Source organism: Prauserella muralis (assembly GCF_003202285.1).
GTDB lineage: Bacteria > Actinomycetota > Actinomycetes > Mycobacteriales > Pseudonocardiaceae > Prauserella_B > Prauserella_B muralis.
The window spans coordinates 226,606-242,467 of the sequence record NZ_MASW01000002.1 but is presented as its reverse complement, the minus strand read 5'-3'; the positions used below and the strand labels follow the sequence as shown (position 1 = coordinate 242,467).

General features: G+C 72.9%; 17 protein-coding genes. 6 read left to right on the top strand and 11 right to left on the bottom strand.

The window, feature by feature from the left end; genetic code table 11:
* Nucleotides 1-28 precede the first annotated feature (28 nt).
* On the bottom strand, nucleotides 29-2,188 hold the full coding sequence (recG, locus tag BAY60_RS12195) for an ATP-dependent DNA helicase RecG (RefSeq protein ID WP_112281067.1): 2,160 nt from the start codon (nucleotides 2,186-2,188) through the stop codon (nucleotides 29-31).
* Nucleotides 2,189-2,192: 4 nt separating this feature from the next.
* The gene (locus BAY60_RS12190) at nucleotides 2,193-3,764 is read right to left on the bottom strand and encodes a DAK2 domain-containing protein (RefSeq protein WP_112281066.1); all 1,572 of its coding nucleotides are present in this window, start codon (nucleotides 3,762-3,764) and stop codon (nucleotides 2,193-2,195) included.
* Nucleotides 3,765-3,891: 127 nt separating this feature from the next.
* Between BAY60_RS12190 and rpmB the strand changes: the two genes are divergently transcribed.
* Entirely contained in the window at nucleotides 3,892-4,083 is a 192-nt protein-coding gene (gene rpmB, locus BAY60_RS12185; protein WP_112282329.1) for a 50S ribosomal protein L28, read from the top strand.
* Nucleotides 4,084-4,268: 185 nt separating this feature from the next.
* Here rpmB and BAY60_RS12180 read toward each other — a convergent pair whose 3' ends face one another.
* Nucleotides 4,269-4,946: a uracil-DNA glycosylase gene (locus BAY60_RS12180; protein ID WP_112281065.1), complete on the bottom strand. Its 678-nt coding sequence runs from the start codon at nucleotides 4,944-4,946 to the stop codon at nucleotides 4,269-4,271.
* Between the two features lie 114 nt (nucleotides 4,947-5,060).
* On the opposite strand from BAY60_RS12180, the gene BAY60_RS12175 reads away from it, so the two are divergent.
* Complete coding sequence (locus tag BAY60_RS12175; protein WP_112281064.1) at nucleotides 5,061-6,452, top strand: alpha/beta hydrolase family protein; 1,392 nt, start codon at nucleotides 5,061-5,063, stop codon at nucleotides 6,450-6,452.
* Between the two features lie 3 nt (nucleotides 6,453-6,455).
* Here the strand turns inward: BAY60_RS12175 and BAY60_RS12170 are convergent, their stop codons facing one another.
* From BAY60_RS12170 to BAY60_RS12160, 3 genes are read right to left on the bottom strand one after another with little or no spacing between them, the layout of a single operon-like run.
* Entirely contained in the window at nucleotides 6,456-6,977 is a 522-nt protein-coding gene (locus BAY60_RS12170; RefSeq protein WP_112281063.1) for a gamma carbonic anhydrase family protein, read from the bottom strand.
* Entirely contained in the window at nucleotides 6,978-7,448 is a 471-nt protein-coding gene (locus tag BAY60_RS12165) for a GNAT family N-acetyltransferase (RefSeq protein ID WP_112281062.1), read from the bottom strand. It abuts the gene before it with no gap.
* A gap of 19 nt (nucleotides 7,449-7,467) precedes the next feature.
* The gene (locus BAY60_RS12160) at nucleotides 7,468-8,436 is read right to left on the bottom strand and encodes a thiamine-phosphate kinase (protein WP_112281061.1); all 969 of its coding nucleotides are present in this window, start codon (nucleotides 8,434-8,436) and stop codon (nucleotides 7,468-7,470) included.
* Nucleotides 8,437-8,556: 120 nt separating this feature from the next.
* Between BAY60_RS12160 and BAY60_RS12155 the strand changes: the two genes are divergently transcribed.
* Both BAY60_RS12155 and BAY60_RS12150 read left to right on the top strand, forming a co-directional pair.
* Nucleotides 8,557-8,790, top strand: a complete 234-nt coding sequence (locus tag BAY60_RS12155; protein WP_112281060.1) for an Lrp/AsnC family transcriptional regulator — start codon at nucleotides 8,557-8,559, stop codon at nucleotides 8,788-8,790.
* A gap of 20 nt (nucleotides 8,791-8,810) precedes the next feature.
* Nucleotides 8,811-9,350 (top strand): DUF3515 domain-containing protein, encoded by a 540-nt coding sequence (locus tag BAY60_RS12150; protein WP_112281059.1) that lies wholly within the window; start codon nucleotides 8,811-8,813, stop codon nucleotides 9,348-9,350.
* Between the two features lie 11 nt (nucleotides 9,351-9,361).
* Here the strand turns inward: BAY60_RS12150 and BAY60_RS12145 are convergent, their stop codons facing one another.
* Nucleotides 9,362-10,459 carry a D-alanine--D-alanine ligase family protein gene (locus tag BAY60_RS12145; RefSeq protein WP_112281058.1) on the bottom strand — a complete coding sequence of 366 codons (1,098 nt, stop codon included), beginning with the start codon at nucleotides 10,457-10,459 and terminating at the stop codon, nucleotides 9,362-9,364.
* A gap of 10 nt (nucleotides 10,460-10,469) precedes the next feature.
* Entirely contained in the window at nucleotides 10,470-11,852 is a 1,383-nt protein-coding gene (gene pdxR / locus BAY60_RS12140; protein WP_112281057.1) for a MocR-like pyridoxine biosynthesis transcription factor PdxR, read from the bottom strand.
* Between the two features lie 67 nt (nucleotides 11,853-11,919).
* On the opposite strand from pdxR, the gene BAY60_RS12135 reads away from it, so the two are divergent.
* Nucleotides 11,920-12,594, top strand: coding sequence for a pyridoxamine 5'-phosphate oxidase family protein (locus BAY60_RS12135; RefSeq protein ID WP_112281056.1), 675 nt, complete (start codon nucleotides 11,920-11,922; stop codon nucleotides 12,592-12,594).
* Nucleotides 12,595-12,698: 104 nt separating this feature from the next.
* On the opposite strand, the gene BAY60_RS12130 is transcribed toward BAY60_RS12135, so the two are convergent.
* The 3 genes from BAY60_RS12130 to BAY60_RS12120 form a co-directional block, all read right to left on the bottom strand.
* Entirely contained in the window at nucleotides 12,699-13,184 is a 486-nt protein-coding gene (locus BAY60_RS12130) for a cysteine dioxygenase (RefSeq protein WP_112281055.1), read from the bottom strand.
* 223 nt (nucleotides 13,185-13,407) lie between these two features.
* Nucleotides 13,408-14,418: an NAD(P)H-dependent glycerol-3-phosphate dehydrogenase gene (locus BAY60_RS12125; protein WP_112281054.1), complete on the bottom strand. Its 1,011-nt coding sequence runs from the start codon at nucleotides 14,416-14,418 to the stop codon at nucleotides 13,408-13,410.
* A gap of 1 nt (nucleotide 14,419) precedes the next feature.
* Nucleotides 14,420-15,118, bottom strand: coding sequence for a lysophospholipid acyltransferase family protein (locus BAY60_RS12120; RefSeq protein WP_112281053.1), 699 nt, complete (start codon nucleotides 15,116-15,118; stop codon nucleotides 14,420-14,422).
* Between the two features lie 126 nt (nucleotides 15,119-15,244).
* On the opposite strand from BAY60_RS12120, the gene cofC reads away from it, so the two are divergent.
* Nucleotides 15,245-15,862 carry a 2-phospho-L-lactate guanylyltransferase gene (gene cofC, locus BAY60_RS12115; RefSeq protein WP_112281052.1) on the top strand — a complete coding sequence of 206 codons (618 nt, stop codon included), beginning with the start codon at nucleotides 15,245-15,247 and terminating at the stop codon, nucleotides 15,860-15,862.

Below are 15,862 nucleotides of genomic sequence, written 5' to 3'. Positions count from 1 at the left end.
CACGAAAGCGGAGTACCACGATCGGGGGTCAGGACTTCTCCAGGTACTCCGCCCGGTCGGCGTCCACGACCTCGGCCACGAGGTGCGCGAGCCCGAGGTGGCTGCCCAGCGCCGGGTCCTCCTCCACGATGCCCTGCGCCACCGTGCGTGCCTGCGCGATGAGGAACTCGTCCTCCAGCAGCGACAGCAGCTTGAGCCCGGAGCGGGTGCCCGACTGCGCGGCGCCGAGGATGTCGCCCTCCCTGCGCAGCTCCAGGTCCAGCTTGGACAGCTCGAACCCGTCGAGGGTCGACTCCACCGCGGCCAGCCGCGCGCGGGTGCTCGTGCCGTCGAGAGCGTCCGTGACCAGCAGGCACAGCCCCGGCACGTCGCCCCGGCCCACCCGGCCGCGCAGCTGGTGCAGCTGACTGACCCCGAACCGGTCGGCGTCCATGATCACCATCAGCGTCGCGTTCGGCACGTTGACGCCCACCTCGATCACCGTGGTGGCCACGAGGACGTCGAGATCGCCACGGGCGAAACCCCGCATGACCGCGTCCTTCTCGTCGGCGGGCATCCGCCCGTGCAGCACGCCGATGCGCAACCCCGCGAGCGGACCCTCCTCCAGTTGCGGTGCCAGGTCGAGCACCGCGATCGCGGGCCGCCGGTCGCCCGTGTCCGAGGCGGGTTCGTCGCCGATGCGCGGGCACACGATGTAGGCCTGATGCCCCTTGCCGACCTCCTCGGCCAGCCGCTCCCACGCCCGGTCGAGCCACGCGGGCTTCTCGGCCACCGGAACCACGGTCGTGGAGATCGGCGAGCGCCCGGCGGGCAGCTCTCGCAGCGACGAGACTTCGAGATCGCCGTAGACGGTCATGGCGACGGTCCTCGGGATCGGTGTCGCCGTCATCACCAGCACGTGGGGGCTGGTGAGGTCGGCGCCCCGCGAGCGGAGCGCGTCGCGCTGTTCGACGCCGAACCGGTGCTGTTCGTCGACGACCGCGAGGCCGAGGTCGGCGAAGCTGACGTGGTCCTGGATCAGCGCGTGCGTGCCGACGACGATGCCCGCCGCGCCGCTGGCCGCGTCGAGCAGCGCCTGCTTGCGTTCCCTGGCGGGCATCGACCCGGTGAGCAGCGTGACGCGCGTGGCGTTCTCGGCGGCGCCCAGTTCCCCCGCGTTGCCCAGGTCGCCGAGCAGTTCCCGCAGCGAGCGGGCGTGCTGGGCGGCGAGCACCTCGGTGGGCGCCAGCAGCGCCGCCTGCTTGCCCGCGTCCACGACCTGCAGCATGGCGCGCAGGGCGACGATCGTCTTGCCACTGCCGACCTCACCCTGCAGCAGCCGGTTCATCGGGTGCTCCCCGGCCAGGTCGGCCGCGATGGCCTCGCCGACCTCCCGCTGCCCCTCGGTGAGCGTGAACGGCAGCCGCGCGTCGAACGCCTCCGCGATGCCGCCCTGCTTGGGCGGGCAGGCGGGCGCGGGCCGCGACACCGCCGAGTACCGGCGTTGCGCGAAGATCAGCTGCACGGCCAGCGCCTCGTCCCACTTGAGCCGCACGCGCGCGGCGTCGAGCCGTTCCCAGCTCTCCGGCCGGTGGATCTGCTGGAGTGCGTCGGCGAGAGGGTCGAGGCGGTACTTGGCCCGCAGCCACTCCGGCAGCGGGTCCTCGCCGATCTCCAGCGTCCCCAGCACCTGCCGGACCGCCCGGGCGATGGTCCACGACTGGACGCCCGCCGCGGCGGGGTACACCGGGATGATCTCGGCGAGGAAGCTGTCCATTGTGGAGAGCCCGTCCTCGGCGTCCTCGATCAGCTCGTACTCGGGGTTGGCCAGCTGCAGGGTGTTGCGGAACGCGGTGACCTTGCCCGCGAACAGCGCCGTCTTGCCGGGCCTCAGCTCGCGCTCGCGCCAGGCCTGGTTGCCGAAGAACGCGCAGGACAGCCTGCGGGTGCCGTCGGTGATCGTGACCTCGAGGATGGACCCGCGCCGGGCACGCATGGGCTTCTTCGTGGCGCGCTCGACTCGCGCCAGCACGGTGGCGTGCTCGCCGAGCTCCAGCCCGGCGATGTCGGTCAGCTCGCCGCGGCGTGCGTAGCGGCGCGGATAGTGGCGCAGCAGGTCGCCCACGGTGTGCAGGTCCAGGGAGCCCGCGAGCGCGTCGGCGGCCTTCTTCCCGACCACGCCGGTCAGCGGGTCGCTCAACCCCGTCATAGCCTCACTCGACCCCCATCAGCAGCAGTGCGTCGGTCTGCCCACCGGAATAGCACACCAGTTCGACCTCCGGGTGCGCGGCACGCAGGTGCGCGGCGACGACGTCCTCGATTCCCTCGGGCGCCCCGGTCCCGGTCAGCACCGTGACCAGCTCTCCGCCCACCGCGAGCATGCGTTCCAGCACGGTGGTGGCTGCGGCCAGCACGCCGTGGGGGCCCTCGATGAGCACCACCTCGCCGTCCACGAGGCCCACGACGTCCCCGGCGTGGGCCCGGCCCACCCACGTGATCGACTCCTCGCGGGCGACGACGATCTCGCCGCGCCGGGTCGCGGCGGCGGCCTCCGCCATCGCCACCACGTCGGTGCCCGCCCGCCGCGCGGGGTCGTGCACCGCCAGCGCCGCGAGCACCTGCACCGGCGAGGCACACGGCACCACGACGACGTCCCGGTCGTCCAGCACCGGATGGCCTGCCGCCCGCTCGGCGGCCGCGGTGAGCCCGACAGCGCCCGGCAGCACGGTCACGTGACTCGCCGCGGTGCCGGTGACGAGCCCGAGCAGGTCCTCGGTGCTCGGCTCGGCCCCGGCGGGCACGGCGAGCACGGGCACGCCCTCGTCGCCGAGCAGCGCGGCCACGCCGTCGCCGTGCACGACGGCGACCACGGCGCGCTCCTGCATCGTGGCGGCGCTGTCGGCGGGCGGGGGCGTCATCAGCGGCTCGACGCGGACGGCGTGTGGTCTGCCGTGCCGCAGCCCGGCCTCGATCGCCGCGCCGATGTCGGCGCAGTGGACGTGCACGGCGTGGTTGCCCGCGCCGTCGCCCGCGACGGTCACGCTGTCGCCCAGCCCGGCCAGCGCCCTGCGCAGCGCGGGCAACGCCGCCTCGTCCGCTCCGGCCAGCAGGTACATGACCTCCCATGCTCTCGGCGGCTCCGGGGCGAACCGGTCCGCGGCCAGCGCCCGCCGCGGCTGCTCCTCCTGCCCGGTGACGACCCGCACCAGCGCGTCGAGCACGGCGACCACGCCGCGTCCGCCCGCGTCCACCACACCGGCGACGGCCAGCGCGGCGAGCTGGCGCGGGGTCTCGGCGAGCGCGTCGGCGGCGGTCTTGGCCGCCGTGGCGGCGACGTCGCCGAGGGGGCCGTCGCCGACGGCGGTGGCGACGGCGTGCAGGACGCTGAGCATCGTGCCCGCCACCGGGCGGGCGACGGCCTCGGTGGCGACCGTGTCGGCGCGGCGCAGCGCGGCGGCCAGCGCGGGACCGTCCAGCTCGGCGGCTTCGCCCGCGGACTCGGCCAGCCCGCGCAGTACCTGCGAGATGATCACCCCGGAGTTGCCGCGGGCCGAGGCCACCGCGCCGCGCGCGAGCACGCGCAGCGCCTCGCCCGCCCCGTCCACGTGTGCCTCGGCGGCCAGCGCGGCGTGTGCGGCGGTGAGCGTGTGCAGCAGGTTCGACCCGGTGTCGGAGTCGGCGACCGGGTAGACGTTGATGCCGTCGATCTCCGTGCGCAGCGCGTCCAGGCTCTGCACGCAGGCGGCTGCCCACGAGCGCACGGCCACCGCGTCCAAGGCCCGCACCGCGTATCCTCCGTACCGGGTTACAGGGGTTCTTCGCGAGGGTAGCGACCCGGCTGTTACGCTAATCGAGTTGCCCGGCCGTGCCGGGCGCGGTTCTTGCACCTATTTCTCTCGAGGAGTGTTCGACGTGGCTGCCGTGTGCGACGTCTGTGGCAAGGGGCCGGGCTTCGGCAAGTCGGTCTCGCACTCTCACCGGCGTACCAACCGCCGGTGGAACCCGAACATCCAGACCGTGCACGCCAAGGTCGGGCTTTCCCAGAGGAAGCGCATGAACGTGTGCACCTCCTGCCTGAAGGCGGGCAAGGTCGTTCGGGGCTGACCCCAGCTTCTTCGCCGACGGCCCGGTGACCGCACAGGTCACCGGGCCGTTGTCATGCGCGAGTCCGGCACGCCAACTGCTCCCCAATGCCACATTTGTTCCACTCAGTGGAGCGAATGCGGCATTCGCTCCATCCAGTGGAGCGAATGCCGCATTGGGGAGCTTTGGGGTGGCGGGACGCGCGGTCAGGGAAGCTGCCAGTCGATCGGGTCGGCGCCCTGTTGCTGCAGCAGGGCGTTGGCCTTGCTGAAGGGCCGTGAGCCGAAGAAGCCGTTGTGCGCCGACATCGGGCTCGGGTGCACCGACTCCACACACGGCACCGAACCGAGCAGCGGCCTGAGCTTGCGTGCGTTGCTGCCCCACAGGATCGCCACGAGCGGCTTGTCCCTGGCGGCCAGCGCCTTGATCGCCTGCTCGGTGATCTCCTCCCAGCCCTTGCCCTGATGGGAGTTCGGCCTGCCCGGCTGCACGGTGAGCGCCCTGTTGAGCAGGAGCACCCCCTGCTTGGTCCACGGCGTCAGGTCGCCGCAGGACGGCGCCGGGTGACCGAGATCGTCGCAGTACTCCTGGAAGATGTTGATCAGGCTCTTCGGCAGGGGCCGCACGTCGGGGGCGACCGCGAAGCACAGCCCGATGGGATGCCCCGGCGTCGGGTACGGGTCCTGGCCCACGATCAGCACGCGCACGTCGTCGAACGGCTGCGTGAACGCGCGCAGGATGTGCTCCCCCGCGGGCAGGTACCTGCGGCCCGCCGCCACCTCGGCCCGCAGGAACTCGCCCATCGCGGCGATCCTGTCCTCGACGGGGGCCAGTGCCTGCGCCCAGCCGGGGTCGATGATCTCGTGCAGCGGTCGTGCGGTCACAGCACGCGAGCGTAGCCCACCGTCTTTTCGTCATCGATGCGCGGCCGTGTCGATCTCCTGCGCTCTGGTTCGACGTACTCGTGCAGGGATCAACCGGGAGAAACGGAGAACACGATGAGCGGACGACGATGGTTCCGCGCCGCCGGGCTCGCGCTGCTGGCCGTGCTGCTGGCCGCCGTGCTGCCCGCGACGGCCACCGCCAAGGCGGGACGCAGCCACACCGGCACGATCGACGGTGCCGCGTTCCGGGTGGAGGTGCCGCCGGACTGGAACGGCACGCTGGTGCTGTTCAGTCACGGCTACTACCCGCCGGGCATACCGCTCCCGCCGGAGGTGGCGCTCACCACGCACCCGCGCACCGAGCAGTGGCTGCTCGACCACGGCTACGCACTGGCCGGGTCGGACTACAAGGTCCGCACCGGGTTCGCGGTCGCCGACGCGCTGGAGGACCAGGTCGCCGTGCTCGACTGGTTCCGCGAACACGTGGCCGATCCGCGCACCGTCGTGGGCAACGGCATGTCGATGGGCGGCGGCATCGCGGCCCGGCTCGCCGAGCTGCACCCCGGGCGGTTCGACGGCGTGCTCACCCAGTGCGCCGAGTACGACTTCAACGGGAGCTGGAACACCGCGCTCGACATCAACTTCGTGGTCAGGACGCTGCTCGCGCCCGGCGAGGACATCGACCTGGTCGAGCCCCGCGACCCTCAGGGCAGCACCGACCGGCTCCTCGCGGCGGTGCGGAGGGCACTGGAGACCGAGCAAGGCCGGGCCCGGCTGGCCCTGGCCGGTGCGCTCGGCAACATCCCGGGCTGGTACTCGGTGCCCGACCCCGAGCCCGAGCTGCTCATCGAACGGATCCGCCAGCAGGCGAGCTGGATCCACGACGCCTACATCTGGGGCATCGGACCGGCCGGGAGGGTCGACCTCGAACAGCGCGTGGGCGGCAACCCGAGCGGCAACGCCGGCGTGGACTACCGGCGTCAGCTGGCGCGCTCGGCCTACCGCGACCTGGTGCGCCAGGCCTACGGTCACGACCCGGCCGCACTCGCCGCCGACCTGCGCCTGCTGCAGACGGCACCGCGCATCACCGCCGACGACGAGGCCCGCCGCTTCGTCGACAACCTCAGCGCCCACGGAACCACCCCGGCTCCGGTGCTGACCATGCACAACACCGGCGACGGCGGCGCGATCGCCGACCAGCAGCGCTGGTATGCCGAGCAGGTGCGGCGCCACGGCGACCCGCAGCGGCTGCGCCAGCTCTACGTCGACCGCGGCTACCACTGCGCGTTCAGCGCCGCCGAGGAGATCGTCGCGCTGCGGGCGTTGCTGCATCGCGTCGAGACCGGGCACTGGGGCGACCTGCGGCCGCGGCACCTCGATGCCGCCGTGGCCGCGTTCGACGAGCCCTACCGGCGCGTGCTGGACTTCGGGAACCCCGACGGCTGGCTGCTGCCGCCGGCGTTCACGCGGTTCGTGCCGCCACGTTTCCTGCGGCCGTCGTTCTGACCACTAGCCGACCCGCCGGAGTTCGGCCCGGAACCGCTTCGCCCGCCGCACGTAGCTCTCCACGACGGCGGCGATCTGGTCCGGGCCGAACGACGTGTTGGGCCGCGTCTTCGCCGGAACACCGAGGGCGATGTGGCCGGACGGCACGTGGGACCGATACGACAGCACCGCCCCGGCGCCGACCATGGCGCCGTCCTCGAGCACGCTGCCGTTGAGCACCACCGAGCCGGATGCGACGAGGCAGCCGGTGCCGATCCGGGCACCCTCGACGTGCACGGAGTGGCCGATGGCCGAACCGGCACCGAGCACGGTCGGGTCCTCGCGCGTGCAGTGCACCACGCAGCCGTCCTGCACGTTCGACCGCTCGCCGATCTCGATGTGGCCGTGGTCACCGCGCAACACGGTCTGCGGCCACACCGAGGCGTGCGCCGCGATCCGCACGTCGCCGATCACGGTCGCGTCGGGATGCACGTAGGCGTCCGGGTGGATGCTGGGCTCCAGCTCCCCGAGCGCGTAGATCGCCATCTAGAGCTCCTTGGCCAGGCAGATGCTTTCCGGGGTGTGTTTGTACACGCCGAACTTCGGAATGTCGGTGTAGCCCGCCGAACGGTACAGCGCGATCGCCTCCGGCTGCTCCGTGCCGGTTTCCAGCACGGCCCGCGTGCGGCCCGCCAGCGCGGCCGTGCGCTCCAGTTCCGCCAGCAGGGCGCGGGCGAAGCCCTTGCCCCGCGCGTCCGGCACCACGAACATGCGTTTGAGCTCGGCGTCGCCGTGCCGGAACTCGGGCGCGGGCCCGTCGTGCGCGCGCCAGCCGCCGCACGCCACCGGCACGCCGTCGAGGTAGCCCACGACGAACAGCCCGCGCGGCGGGGCGAAGTCGGCGGGATCGACCGGCGTCACGTCCGGCTCGCCGTAGCGGGTGACGTACTCCTGCTGCACCAGGTCGATGAGCTTGACTGCGTCGGGATGGTCGAAAGCGGTCACACGGATGTCCACGACCGCCCATACAACCCGATCAGCGCCAGTGTTCCCACCCGGTTTCCCGCTCGTAGGCCTGCCCGTCCACGGTGACGCCGGTGTCGGGCAGCAGCACGCTGCCGATGCGGATCCAGCCCTCCGGCAGGTCGGTGAACGACGGGAAGGTGGCCGCCAGTGCGTGGTCCTCGCCACCGGTGAGCACCCAGTGCAGCGGGTCCGCGCCGAGCGCGCTGCCCACGTCGGTGAGCTTCTGCGGCACGGGCAGCCGGTCGGTCTGCACGTCGATGCCCACGTCGGAGCTTTCCGCGATGTGGCCGAGGTCGGCGAGCAGGCCGTCCGACACGTCGATCATGGCGGTGGCGCCGGCCAGGGCCGCCGTGGGTCCCGCCGCGTACGGCGGCTCCGGGTAGCGCTGGGCGTTGACCACGCCCACCGGCGACCGGAAACCCCGGCCCAGCACGGCAAGCCCGGCGGCGGCCCAGCCCAGCCGCCCGCACACCGCGACGATGTCGCCTGGCCGCGCGCCCGCCCTGGTCACGGGTGGCCTGCCGCCGAGGTCGCCGAGTGCGGTGATGCTGATCACGATCTGGTCGGCGCGGACCATGTCCCCGCCGACGACGCCGGTGCGCGCGCGGCCCGCCTCGGCGGCCATCCCGTCGACCAGTTCGGTGACGAGCGCGGCCGGGGTGTCACTGGGACAGCCGATGCCGACGACCACGGACGTGGGCACGGCGCCCATCGCGGCCACGTCGGCGAGGTTGACGGCCACCGCCCTGCGGCCGACGTGCTCGGGCGTGGACCAGTCCAGCCGGAAATGCACGCCCTGCACCAGCATGTCGGTGGTCACGACGACGCGGCCGTCGGGTGCGGCCACCACGGCGGCGTCGTCACCGGGGCCGAGCAGGGTGGTCGACGGTTGGCTGCGGCCGGCGGTCACGGCGCGGATGAGCCCGAACTCTCCCCTCGCCGCGACGGTGTCGTCGCCCTGCGCGGATCTGCCGTCCACACACACCTCCGGCTGTCGGTGGCAACTAGTCGGATATCCGATCGTTGCCCTGTTGGGGTACGTTGCTGCCAACGTTCCTATCTTGAGCTTGAGCTGTTGATCCGGACGAAGGGGCGCGCCGTGGTTCACGCATACATCCTCATCCAGACCGAGGTCGGCAAGGCAGCCTCCGTCGCAGCCGAGATCGCCGGGCTGCCCGGCGTGACCAGCTCGGAGGATGTCACCGGCCCCTACGACGTCATCGTCCGCGCCGCGGCCGACAACGTCGACGAGCTGGGCCAGCTGGTGGTGGCGAAGGTGCAGAACGTGGAGGGCATCACCCGCACCCTCACCTGCCCCGTGGTGCACCTGTGACCCTGTGATCTCATGACCCGGTGACCGAGACCGGCGCGCCTCCCCGGGCGCTGATCATCGCTGCCGCCGTGCTGGCCGTCGCGCTGGCCGCCGCCGTGGCCGTACTCGGGCTGCTGTCGTCGTCGGGCGAGGACTCCCCCGACGAGCCGGGCCCGCTGCCGCTCGTGTCCATCCCCGCACCGCAGGCGGACTCCCGCACGTGCGCGGCGCTCATCGACGCGGCCCCCGCCGAGCTGGAGTCCGCGGGACGGCAACTGCAGCGCCGGGAGCTGGCCAAGCCGGCACCCCCGGCGACGCTGGCCTGGGGTCTCGACAACCCGGTCGTGCTGCGCTGCGGGCTCGACCGCCCGCCCGAACTGACCAGGACGTCGTCGCTGCGCCAGATCAACGGGGTGCGCTGGCTGGAGGTGCCCGGCGAGGGCTCGTCCACGTGGTACGTCGTCGACCGTCCGGTGTACGCGGCACTGACCGTGCCCGCCGACGCCGGGACGGGCCCGCTCCAGCAGATCTCCGACACGGTGGCCGCCACGCTGAAGCAGACGCCGCTGCGCTTCGGCTGAGCGCGCGGGCCTCAGCGCAGCCCGGTGCCGCGCGCGATCGCCGTGTCCACGAGCGTGGCCAGCAGCGTCGGGTAGTCCACCCCCGTGACCGCCCACATCTTCGGGTACGCCGAGGTGGTGGTGAAGCCCGGCATGGTGTTGACCTCGTTGATGGTCAGCTCCCCGTCCTCACCCACGAAGAAGTCCACCCGCGCGAGGCCCTGGCAGTCCAGCGCGGCGAAGGCGCGCACGGCGCAGGCCCGCAGCCGCTCGGTGACCGAGTCGTCCAGCTTGGCGGGGATGTCCAGCTCGGCGTCCTCGCCGAGGTACTTGGTCTCGAAGTCGTACCAGGCGTCGGCGTCGTCGCCCAGCACGCGGATCTCGGCGGGCAGCGACGCCTCGACGCGGCCGTCGGGGAACTCCAGCACGCCGCACTCGACCTCGCGGCCTGCCACCGCCGACTCCACCAGCACCTTCGGGTCGGTCTGCCTGGCCAGCACGATCGCCTCGTCCAGCCGGGCCCAGTCGGTGACCTTGCTGATGCCGATGGAGGAGCCGGCCCTCGCCGGCTTGACGAACACCGGTAGGCCCAGCCGCTGGCGCTCACCGTCATCCAGTGTGGATTGTCCACGCCGGACCGTGGAATACCGGCCGACCGGCAGACCCTCGGCCGCGAGCAGCTTCTTCGCGTACTCCTTGTCCATCGCCGCGGCGCTGGCCAGCACACCGGCCCCCACGTAGGGAATGCCCGCCAGCTCCAGCAGGCCCTGGATGGTGCCGTCCTCGCCGAACGCGCCGTGCAGCACGGGAAACACGACGTCGACGCCGCCGAGCACCTCGGCCTCCTCGCCGGGCTCCAGGCTGACGACCCCCCTGCTGGTCGGGTCGCCCGCCAGCACGAGCGCCTTGCCGCCCTCCACGGACGGCAGGTCGCGGCCACGTATCTCCAGCGCCTTCGGGTCGCTCGTGCCGAGCACCCAGCCACCGGCGCGGGTGATGCCGATGGGGACGATCTCGAACCGGTCGGGATCGAGGTTCGCCAGCACGCTGCCCGCGGACACACAGGAGATGGTGTGCTCGGTGCTGCGGCCGCCGAATACGACGGCCACTCGCGTTTTGCGGCTACTCATGCGCGGCACCCTACCGGGGGCGCGGGCGCAACAGGTCGACGAGCACCCCCAGACAGTCGCGCAGCACCTCGCGGGAACAACCCGCGTAACCGACCGCGACGCCGTGCGCGGTGGGGATGCGCGCGAAGTGGCGCGCGAGCCCGTCGAGCAGCAGGCCGCGCCGCCTGCCCTCGGCGAGGCGTTCCCGCTCCTGCTCGGCCGAGTCGAGCGGCACGACGAGGTGCGCGCCCGCGTCGTCGCCGAGCACGGGCACCTTCGCGTCCCGCAGCGCGCCGACGAGCATCGACCGGCGCTCGGACAGTTCCCTGCGCAGCCTGCGCAGATGCCGGCCCAGGTCGCCGTGGCGGGCGAGCTCGACCAGCACCCGCTGGCCCGCCGGGGAGGGCCGGGTTCCGGTGAGGTCGCGATACTCCAGCACCGCCGAGGTCACCGACGGCGGTGCGACCATCCACCCCGCGCCCAGCGACGGCGTGAGGATCTTGCTGGTGGTGCCCAGATGCGCCACGACATCCGGGGCGAGCGCGGCGAGCAGCGGCAGCGGCGCCACGTCGTAGCGGAGTTCGCCGTCGTAGTCGTCCTCCACCACCAGGAGGTTCTCCGCGCGCGCCCGCTCGACGAGCTCGACGCGGCGGGCGGCACTCATCCGGCTGCCGAGCGGGTACTGGTGTGCGGGTGAGCAGTAGACGGCCCGCGCACCGGGCGGCACGGCGTCGGGGCGCAGCCCCTCGGAGTCGACCGGGACGGGAGCCACGCGCATGCCCGCCCGCCGGAACGCGTGCACCGCCCGCTGGTAGCCGGGTTCCTCGACGGCGACGAGATCGCCGGGCCGCAGCACGGCGGCGGCCAGCTCCACCACGGCGGCGGTGGTGCCGCCGGTGGCGAGCACCGAGTCGGTGCCGACGTCGAGGCCGCGGTGCCGCAACAGGTGCTCGGCGATGGCGGCGCGGTACTCGGACAGGCCCGAGCGCTGGGAGTTCCACAGCGGCGGTGTGTCGGCGGCGGCGCGCCACGCGCGGCGCCACGCGGCCCGGTCGAGCCCGTCGGCCCAGGGCACGCCGGGGGTGAGCACGATCAGGTCGGTGGACGGCTCCTCCCCGACCACGCCGCCGCGCCGTTCGGGGCGGGCGGCGGGCGGCGAGGTGGTGACGTACGTGCCCGAGCCGTGCCTGCCGAGGATCCAGCCCTCGGCGTGCAGCTGCTCGTAGGCTGCGGAGGTGACGGTGCGGCTGACGCCGAGCCTGCTGGCCAGTGCACGGGTGGACGGCAGCCGGTCGCCGCCGCGCAGATGGCCGGTGGACGCCGACTCGCGCAGGGCGTCGGCGAGCTGGACCGCCAGCGGCACGTCGGAACCGCGGTCCAGCCTGACCGGCAGCGCGGTGTCACCGCGAGCCAAAGTGGCCTCCTACACTCGCCAAAAAGTGGCCATACCTCAAGGCCACTATCCCTGAAAACCTGAAGCCATGCCCGAGCACGCCACCCTGCCGCCCCTGTCGTCGACGCCGCGCAGCACGCTGACCCGCAAGAAGAACCGGGCCGCTCAGGACCGCGCCGCGTTGCACGAGGTCCTCGACGCCGCGCTGATCTGCCACGTCGGCCTGGTGCTGAACGGATCCCCCGTCGTCCTCCCCACCGGCTACGGCCGGGACGGCGATACCGTCTATTTTCACGGCTCGACCGGATCAGGCAACCTGAGGGCCGCCGCGGGCGGCGTCGACGTGTGCCTGACCGTGACGATCCTCGACGGCATCGTCTACGCACGCTCGCTCAACAACCACTCGATGAACTACCGCAGCGCCGTCGTGCACGGCCGGGCCCGGCTCGTCGAGGACTCCGACGAGCGGCTGCACGGCCTGCGCGTGGTCAGCGACCACCTCTCACCCGGCTCGTGGGAACACGCCAGGGAGCCCAACGCCAAGGAACTCGCGTCGGTGGTGGTGCTCGCGCTCGACCTCGCCGAGGCGTCGGTGAAGATCCGGGCCGGCGAGCCGTCCGAGGAGCCGGAGGATCTGGAGGGCAACCCGGCGTGGGCGGGCGTCCTGCCCATCCGGACCGTGTTCGACGCCCCCGTCCCGGCCTCCTACGTCCCGGCGGAGACCCCGATCCCGGACCACGTCGCGCACCGCACCCCCGCGTAGCCGGCAAGCTCCCCAATGCGGCATTCGCTCCACTGGATGGAGCGAATGCCGCATTGGCTCCACTGGATGGAACAAATGTGGCATTGGGGAGCTTTGGGCCGGCTTCAGTCGCGGACCGGACCGGTGAGCGGGTCCAGGTGGTACGGACGCATCGTGCGCCCACCCGAACGGTAGACGTGCACGCTGATGGCGGGGTCGGGGCCGCCGTTGCGCACCTGGTGGACATAGCCGGGACCGAACACCCGCGACTGGCCGGTCGACGGCGTGTGCACCTCGGTCAGCACCCGGCCGTCCGGCGCGCGGCGGTAGACGGTCTCGGTGAGCTGGCCGCTCACGACCGTGAACGCGCCGGTGGTCTCACCGTGGTCGTGCGGTTCGGCATGCTGGCCGGGCAGCCAGCTCAGCAGCCACACCTCCTGCGCCTCGGTGCGTTCGAGCAGCGCGGCGAAGCGCTCGTCCGGGTCGTAGCGCAGCAGGTTGCGCCAGCGGTCCCGGTCGGAGGCGAACTCGAGCGCGATCCGCACCGGGTGGCGCAGCAGCGGATTGGCGGCAGGCATGGGCGCGATGGTGTTCTCAGGAACGGCGAACATGGGAAAACGTGGTCCTTGCGAGTGCAGAGTGGAAGAACGGGTTGAGGGGCGTCCGGCAGGTGAGTCGGTCACCGACAACAACGGCAAGGACACAGCGCGCAGGCGGCGCGGCGCGCACCGGTCAGGTCGCGCCGTACGGCAAAGCCTCGCGTCAACACGCCCGCAAGGAAACCAGGCCCGCCCGCGCCCGTCAAACGCGTTCCATCTCCTGGGCGGGCCAGGATCAGGACCACTCGTGCTTCTGCTGGCGGCCGAGCAGCTCCGCACCGACCCGCGCGGGGTCGACGCCCTCGTGGCACACCCGGTACATGGCGTCGGTGAGCGGCATGTCCACACCGACGCCGCGCGCGAGCTCCCGGATCGACACGCAGGACATGACGCCCTCGGCCACCTGACCACCGGCCGCGGCCTGCGCCTGCGCCACCGTCTCGCCCCGGCCCACCCGCTCGCCGAACGTGCGGTTGCGCGACAGCGGCGACGCGCACGTGGCCACCAGGTCGCCGACCCCGGCCAGACCTGCGAACGTCAGCGGGTCGGCGCCGAGCTTGCCGCCCAGCCTCGCCGTCTCGGCGAGCCCCCGTGTGATGAGCGTCGCCATCGTGTTGGCCCCGAACCCGAGCCCGGCCGCCATCCCGCAGCTCAGCGCGATGACGTTCTTGCAGGCGCCGCCCAGCTCGCAGCCCACGACGTCGGTGTTGGTGTAGGGCCGGAAGTAGGAGTTGAAGCTCGCCTGCTGGATCGCCACCGCACGGTCGTGGTCGGCGCACGCCAGCACGGCGGCGGCAGGCTGCTCCTGCGCGATCTCCCGCGCCAGGTTCGGACCCGACACCACCACGACCTCGTCGGCGTTCACCCCGGCGATCTCGCTGATCACCTGGCTCATCCGCTTGAGGGTGCCCAGCTCGACGCCCTTGGCGAGGCTCACCAGGATCGCCTCGCGCGGCAGCAGCTCCCGCCAGCCGGTCAGGTTCGCGCGCAGGCTCTGGCTCGGCACCGCGAGCACCACCGCCTCGGCACCGGCGAGCGCCTCGGCCGCGTCCGCCGTCGCCGTCAGCCGCGCGGGCAGGCGCACGCCCGGCAGGTAGGCGGTGTTGGTGTGCTCGTCGCGGATCTCCGCGGCGACCTCGGGCCTGCGCGCCCACATCGTGACGTCGCGGCCCGCGTCCGCCAGCACCTTGGCGAACGTCGTGCCCCACGAGCCCGCGCCGAGCACCGTGACCGAGTTCACCGCCATGTCAGGCGCCATCCCCCTGCCTCGAGGGCGGCTGCTCGCCGCGCACGTCGACGAGCAACTCCAGCACCCGGGCCATCAGCAGGTCGGTGACCTCCCGCAACAGCGCCGGGGTGGGCTCCTTGCCGCGGTAGGCGGACAGGTCGACCGGCTCGCCCACCGCGTGCACCACGGTCTTGCGCGGCAGCGGGCGGAACTTCTTGGTGTAGCCGTTCCAGATCCGCTGGGTCCCCCAGCGCGCGATGGGGATCACCGGAACGTCGTTGGCCAGCGCGAGCCGCGCCACACCCGTGTACGCGCGCTTCGGCCAGCCCTCAGGGTCCTTGGTGATCGTCCCTTCCGGATAGATGACCACCACCTTGCCGTCCTGCAGGGTCTGGTGCGCCGCCTTGAGGCTGTCCCCGGCCTCCGTGGTGCCCCGCGACACCGGGATGCCACCCGAACCGAGCAGGATCTTGCCGAACACCGGGATCCTGGTCAGGCTCTCCTTGGCCATGAACCGGGGCACCCGCCGGTTGCGGTGCACGAACACCGCGTCCACCGCCGGGTCGAGGTGCGAGACGTGGTTGAGCACGAGCAGCGCGGGTCCCTCACGCGGGATCCGCTCCGCGTCCCGGTACACACTGCGCCCCATCCACGTCAGGGGGTAGAACAGCACCGCGGCCGCCCCGACCCAGAAGCCGCCCTTCTCGCGTTCAGCCAACGTTCCTCCTTCTCACACGCGTGGCCATCCTCCCACAGGCACCGGCGCCGCCGATTGGGTAAAGATGGGGAGGTGACCACAGTGAGCCCTCGTCGTCCGGGCCCGGCCGTCGATCTCGTCGTGCCGATGAAGCCTCCCCGTGCGGGCAAGTCACGGCTGCGGGGTGCGTTCGCCGATCCGGTGGACGACGGCTGCCACGCCGCGCTCGTGTTCGCGCTCGCCGCCGACACGCTGCGGGCGGCGACGGCGGCGCCCGGCGTGCGCCGCGTGCTGGTGGTCGGCTCCGACCCGGAGACGCTCGCACCGCTGCGCGGCCTTGGCGTGGAGATCGCGGGCGAGGACGGCGAGCGCGGGCTCAACGGGGCGCTGCGCGCCGGCGAGCGGCTGCTGCGGGCCGCCGATCCGCACGGCGTCGTGGGCGCGCTGCAGGCCGACCTGCCCGCCCTGCGGCCCGCCGAGCTCGCCGAGGCGATCGCCGAGGCCGCGGGGCGCAGGGCGTTCACCGCCGACCGGCACGGCACGGGCACGACACTGCTGCTGTCCGCCGCGGGGCAGCCGCTGGCTCCCCGCTTCGGCGCGGGCTCGGCCCGCGCGCACCGCGAGTCGGGTGCCCTCGCGCTCGGCCTGACCGCGCCGTCGCTGCGGGGGGACGTCGACACGCCCGCCGACCTCGAGCACGCCCGCCTGCTGGGGCTGGGCGAGCGCACCGCGACCCTGCTGGAACAGGCCTGCGCCGTCAGCTAG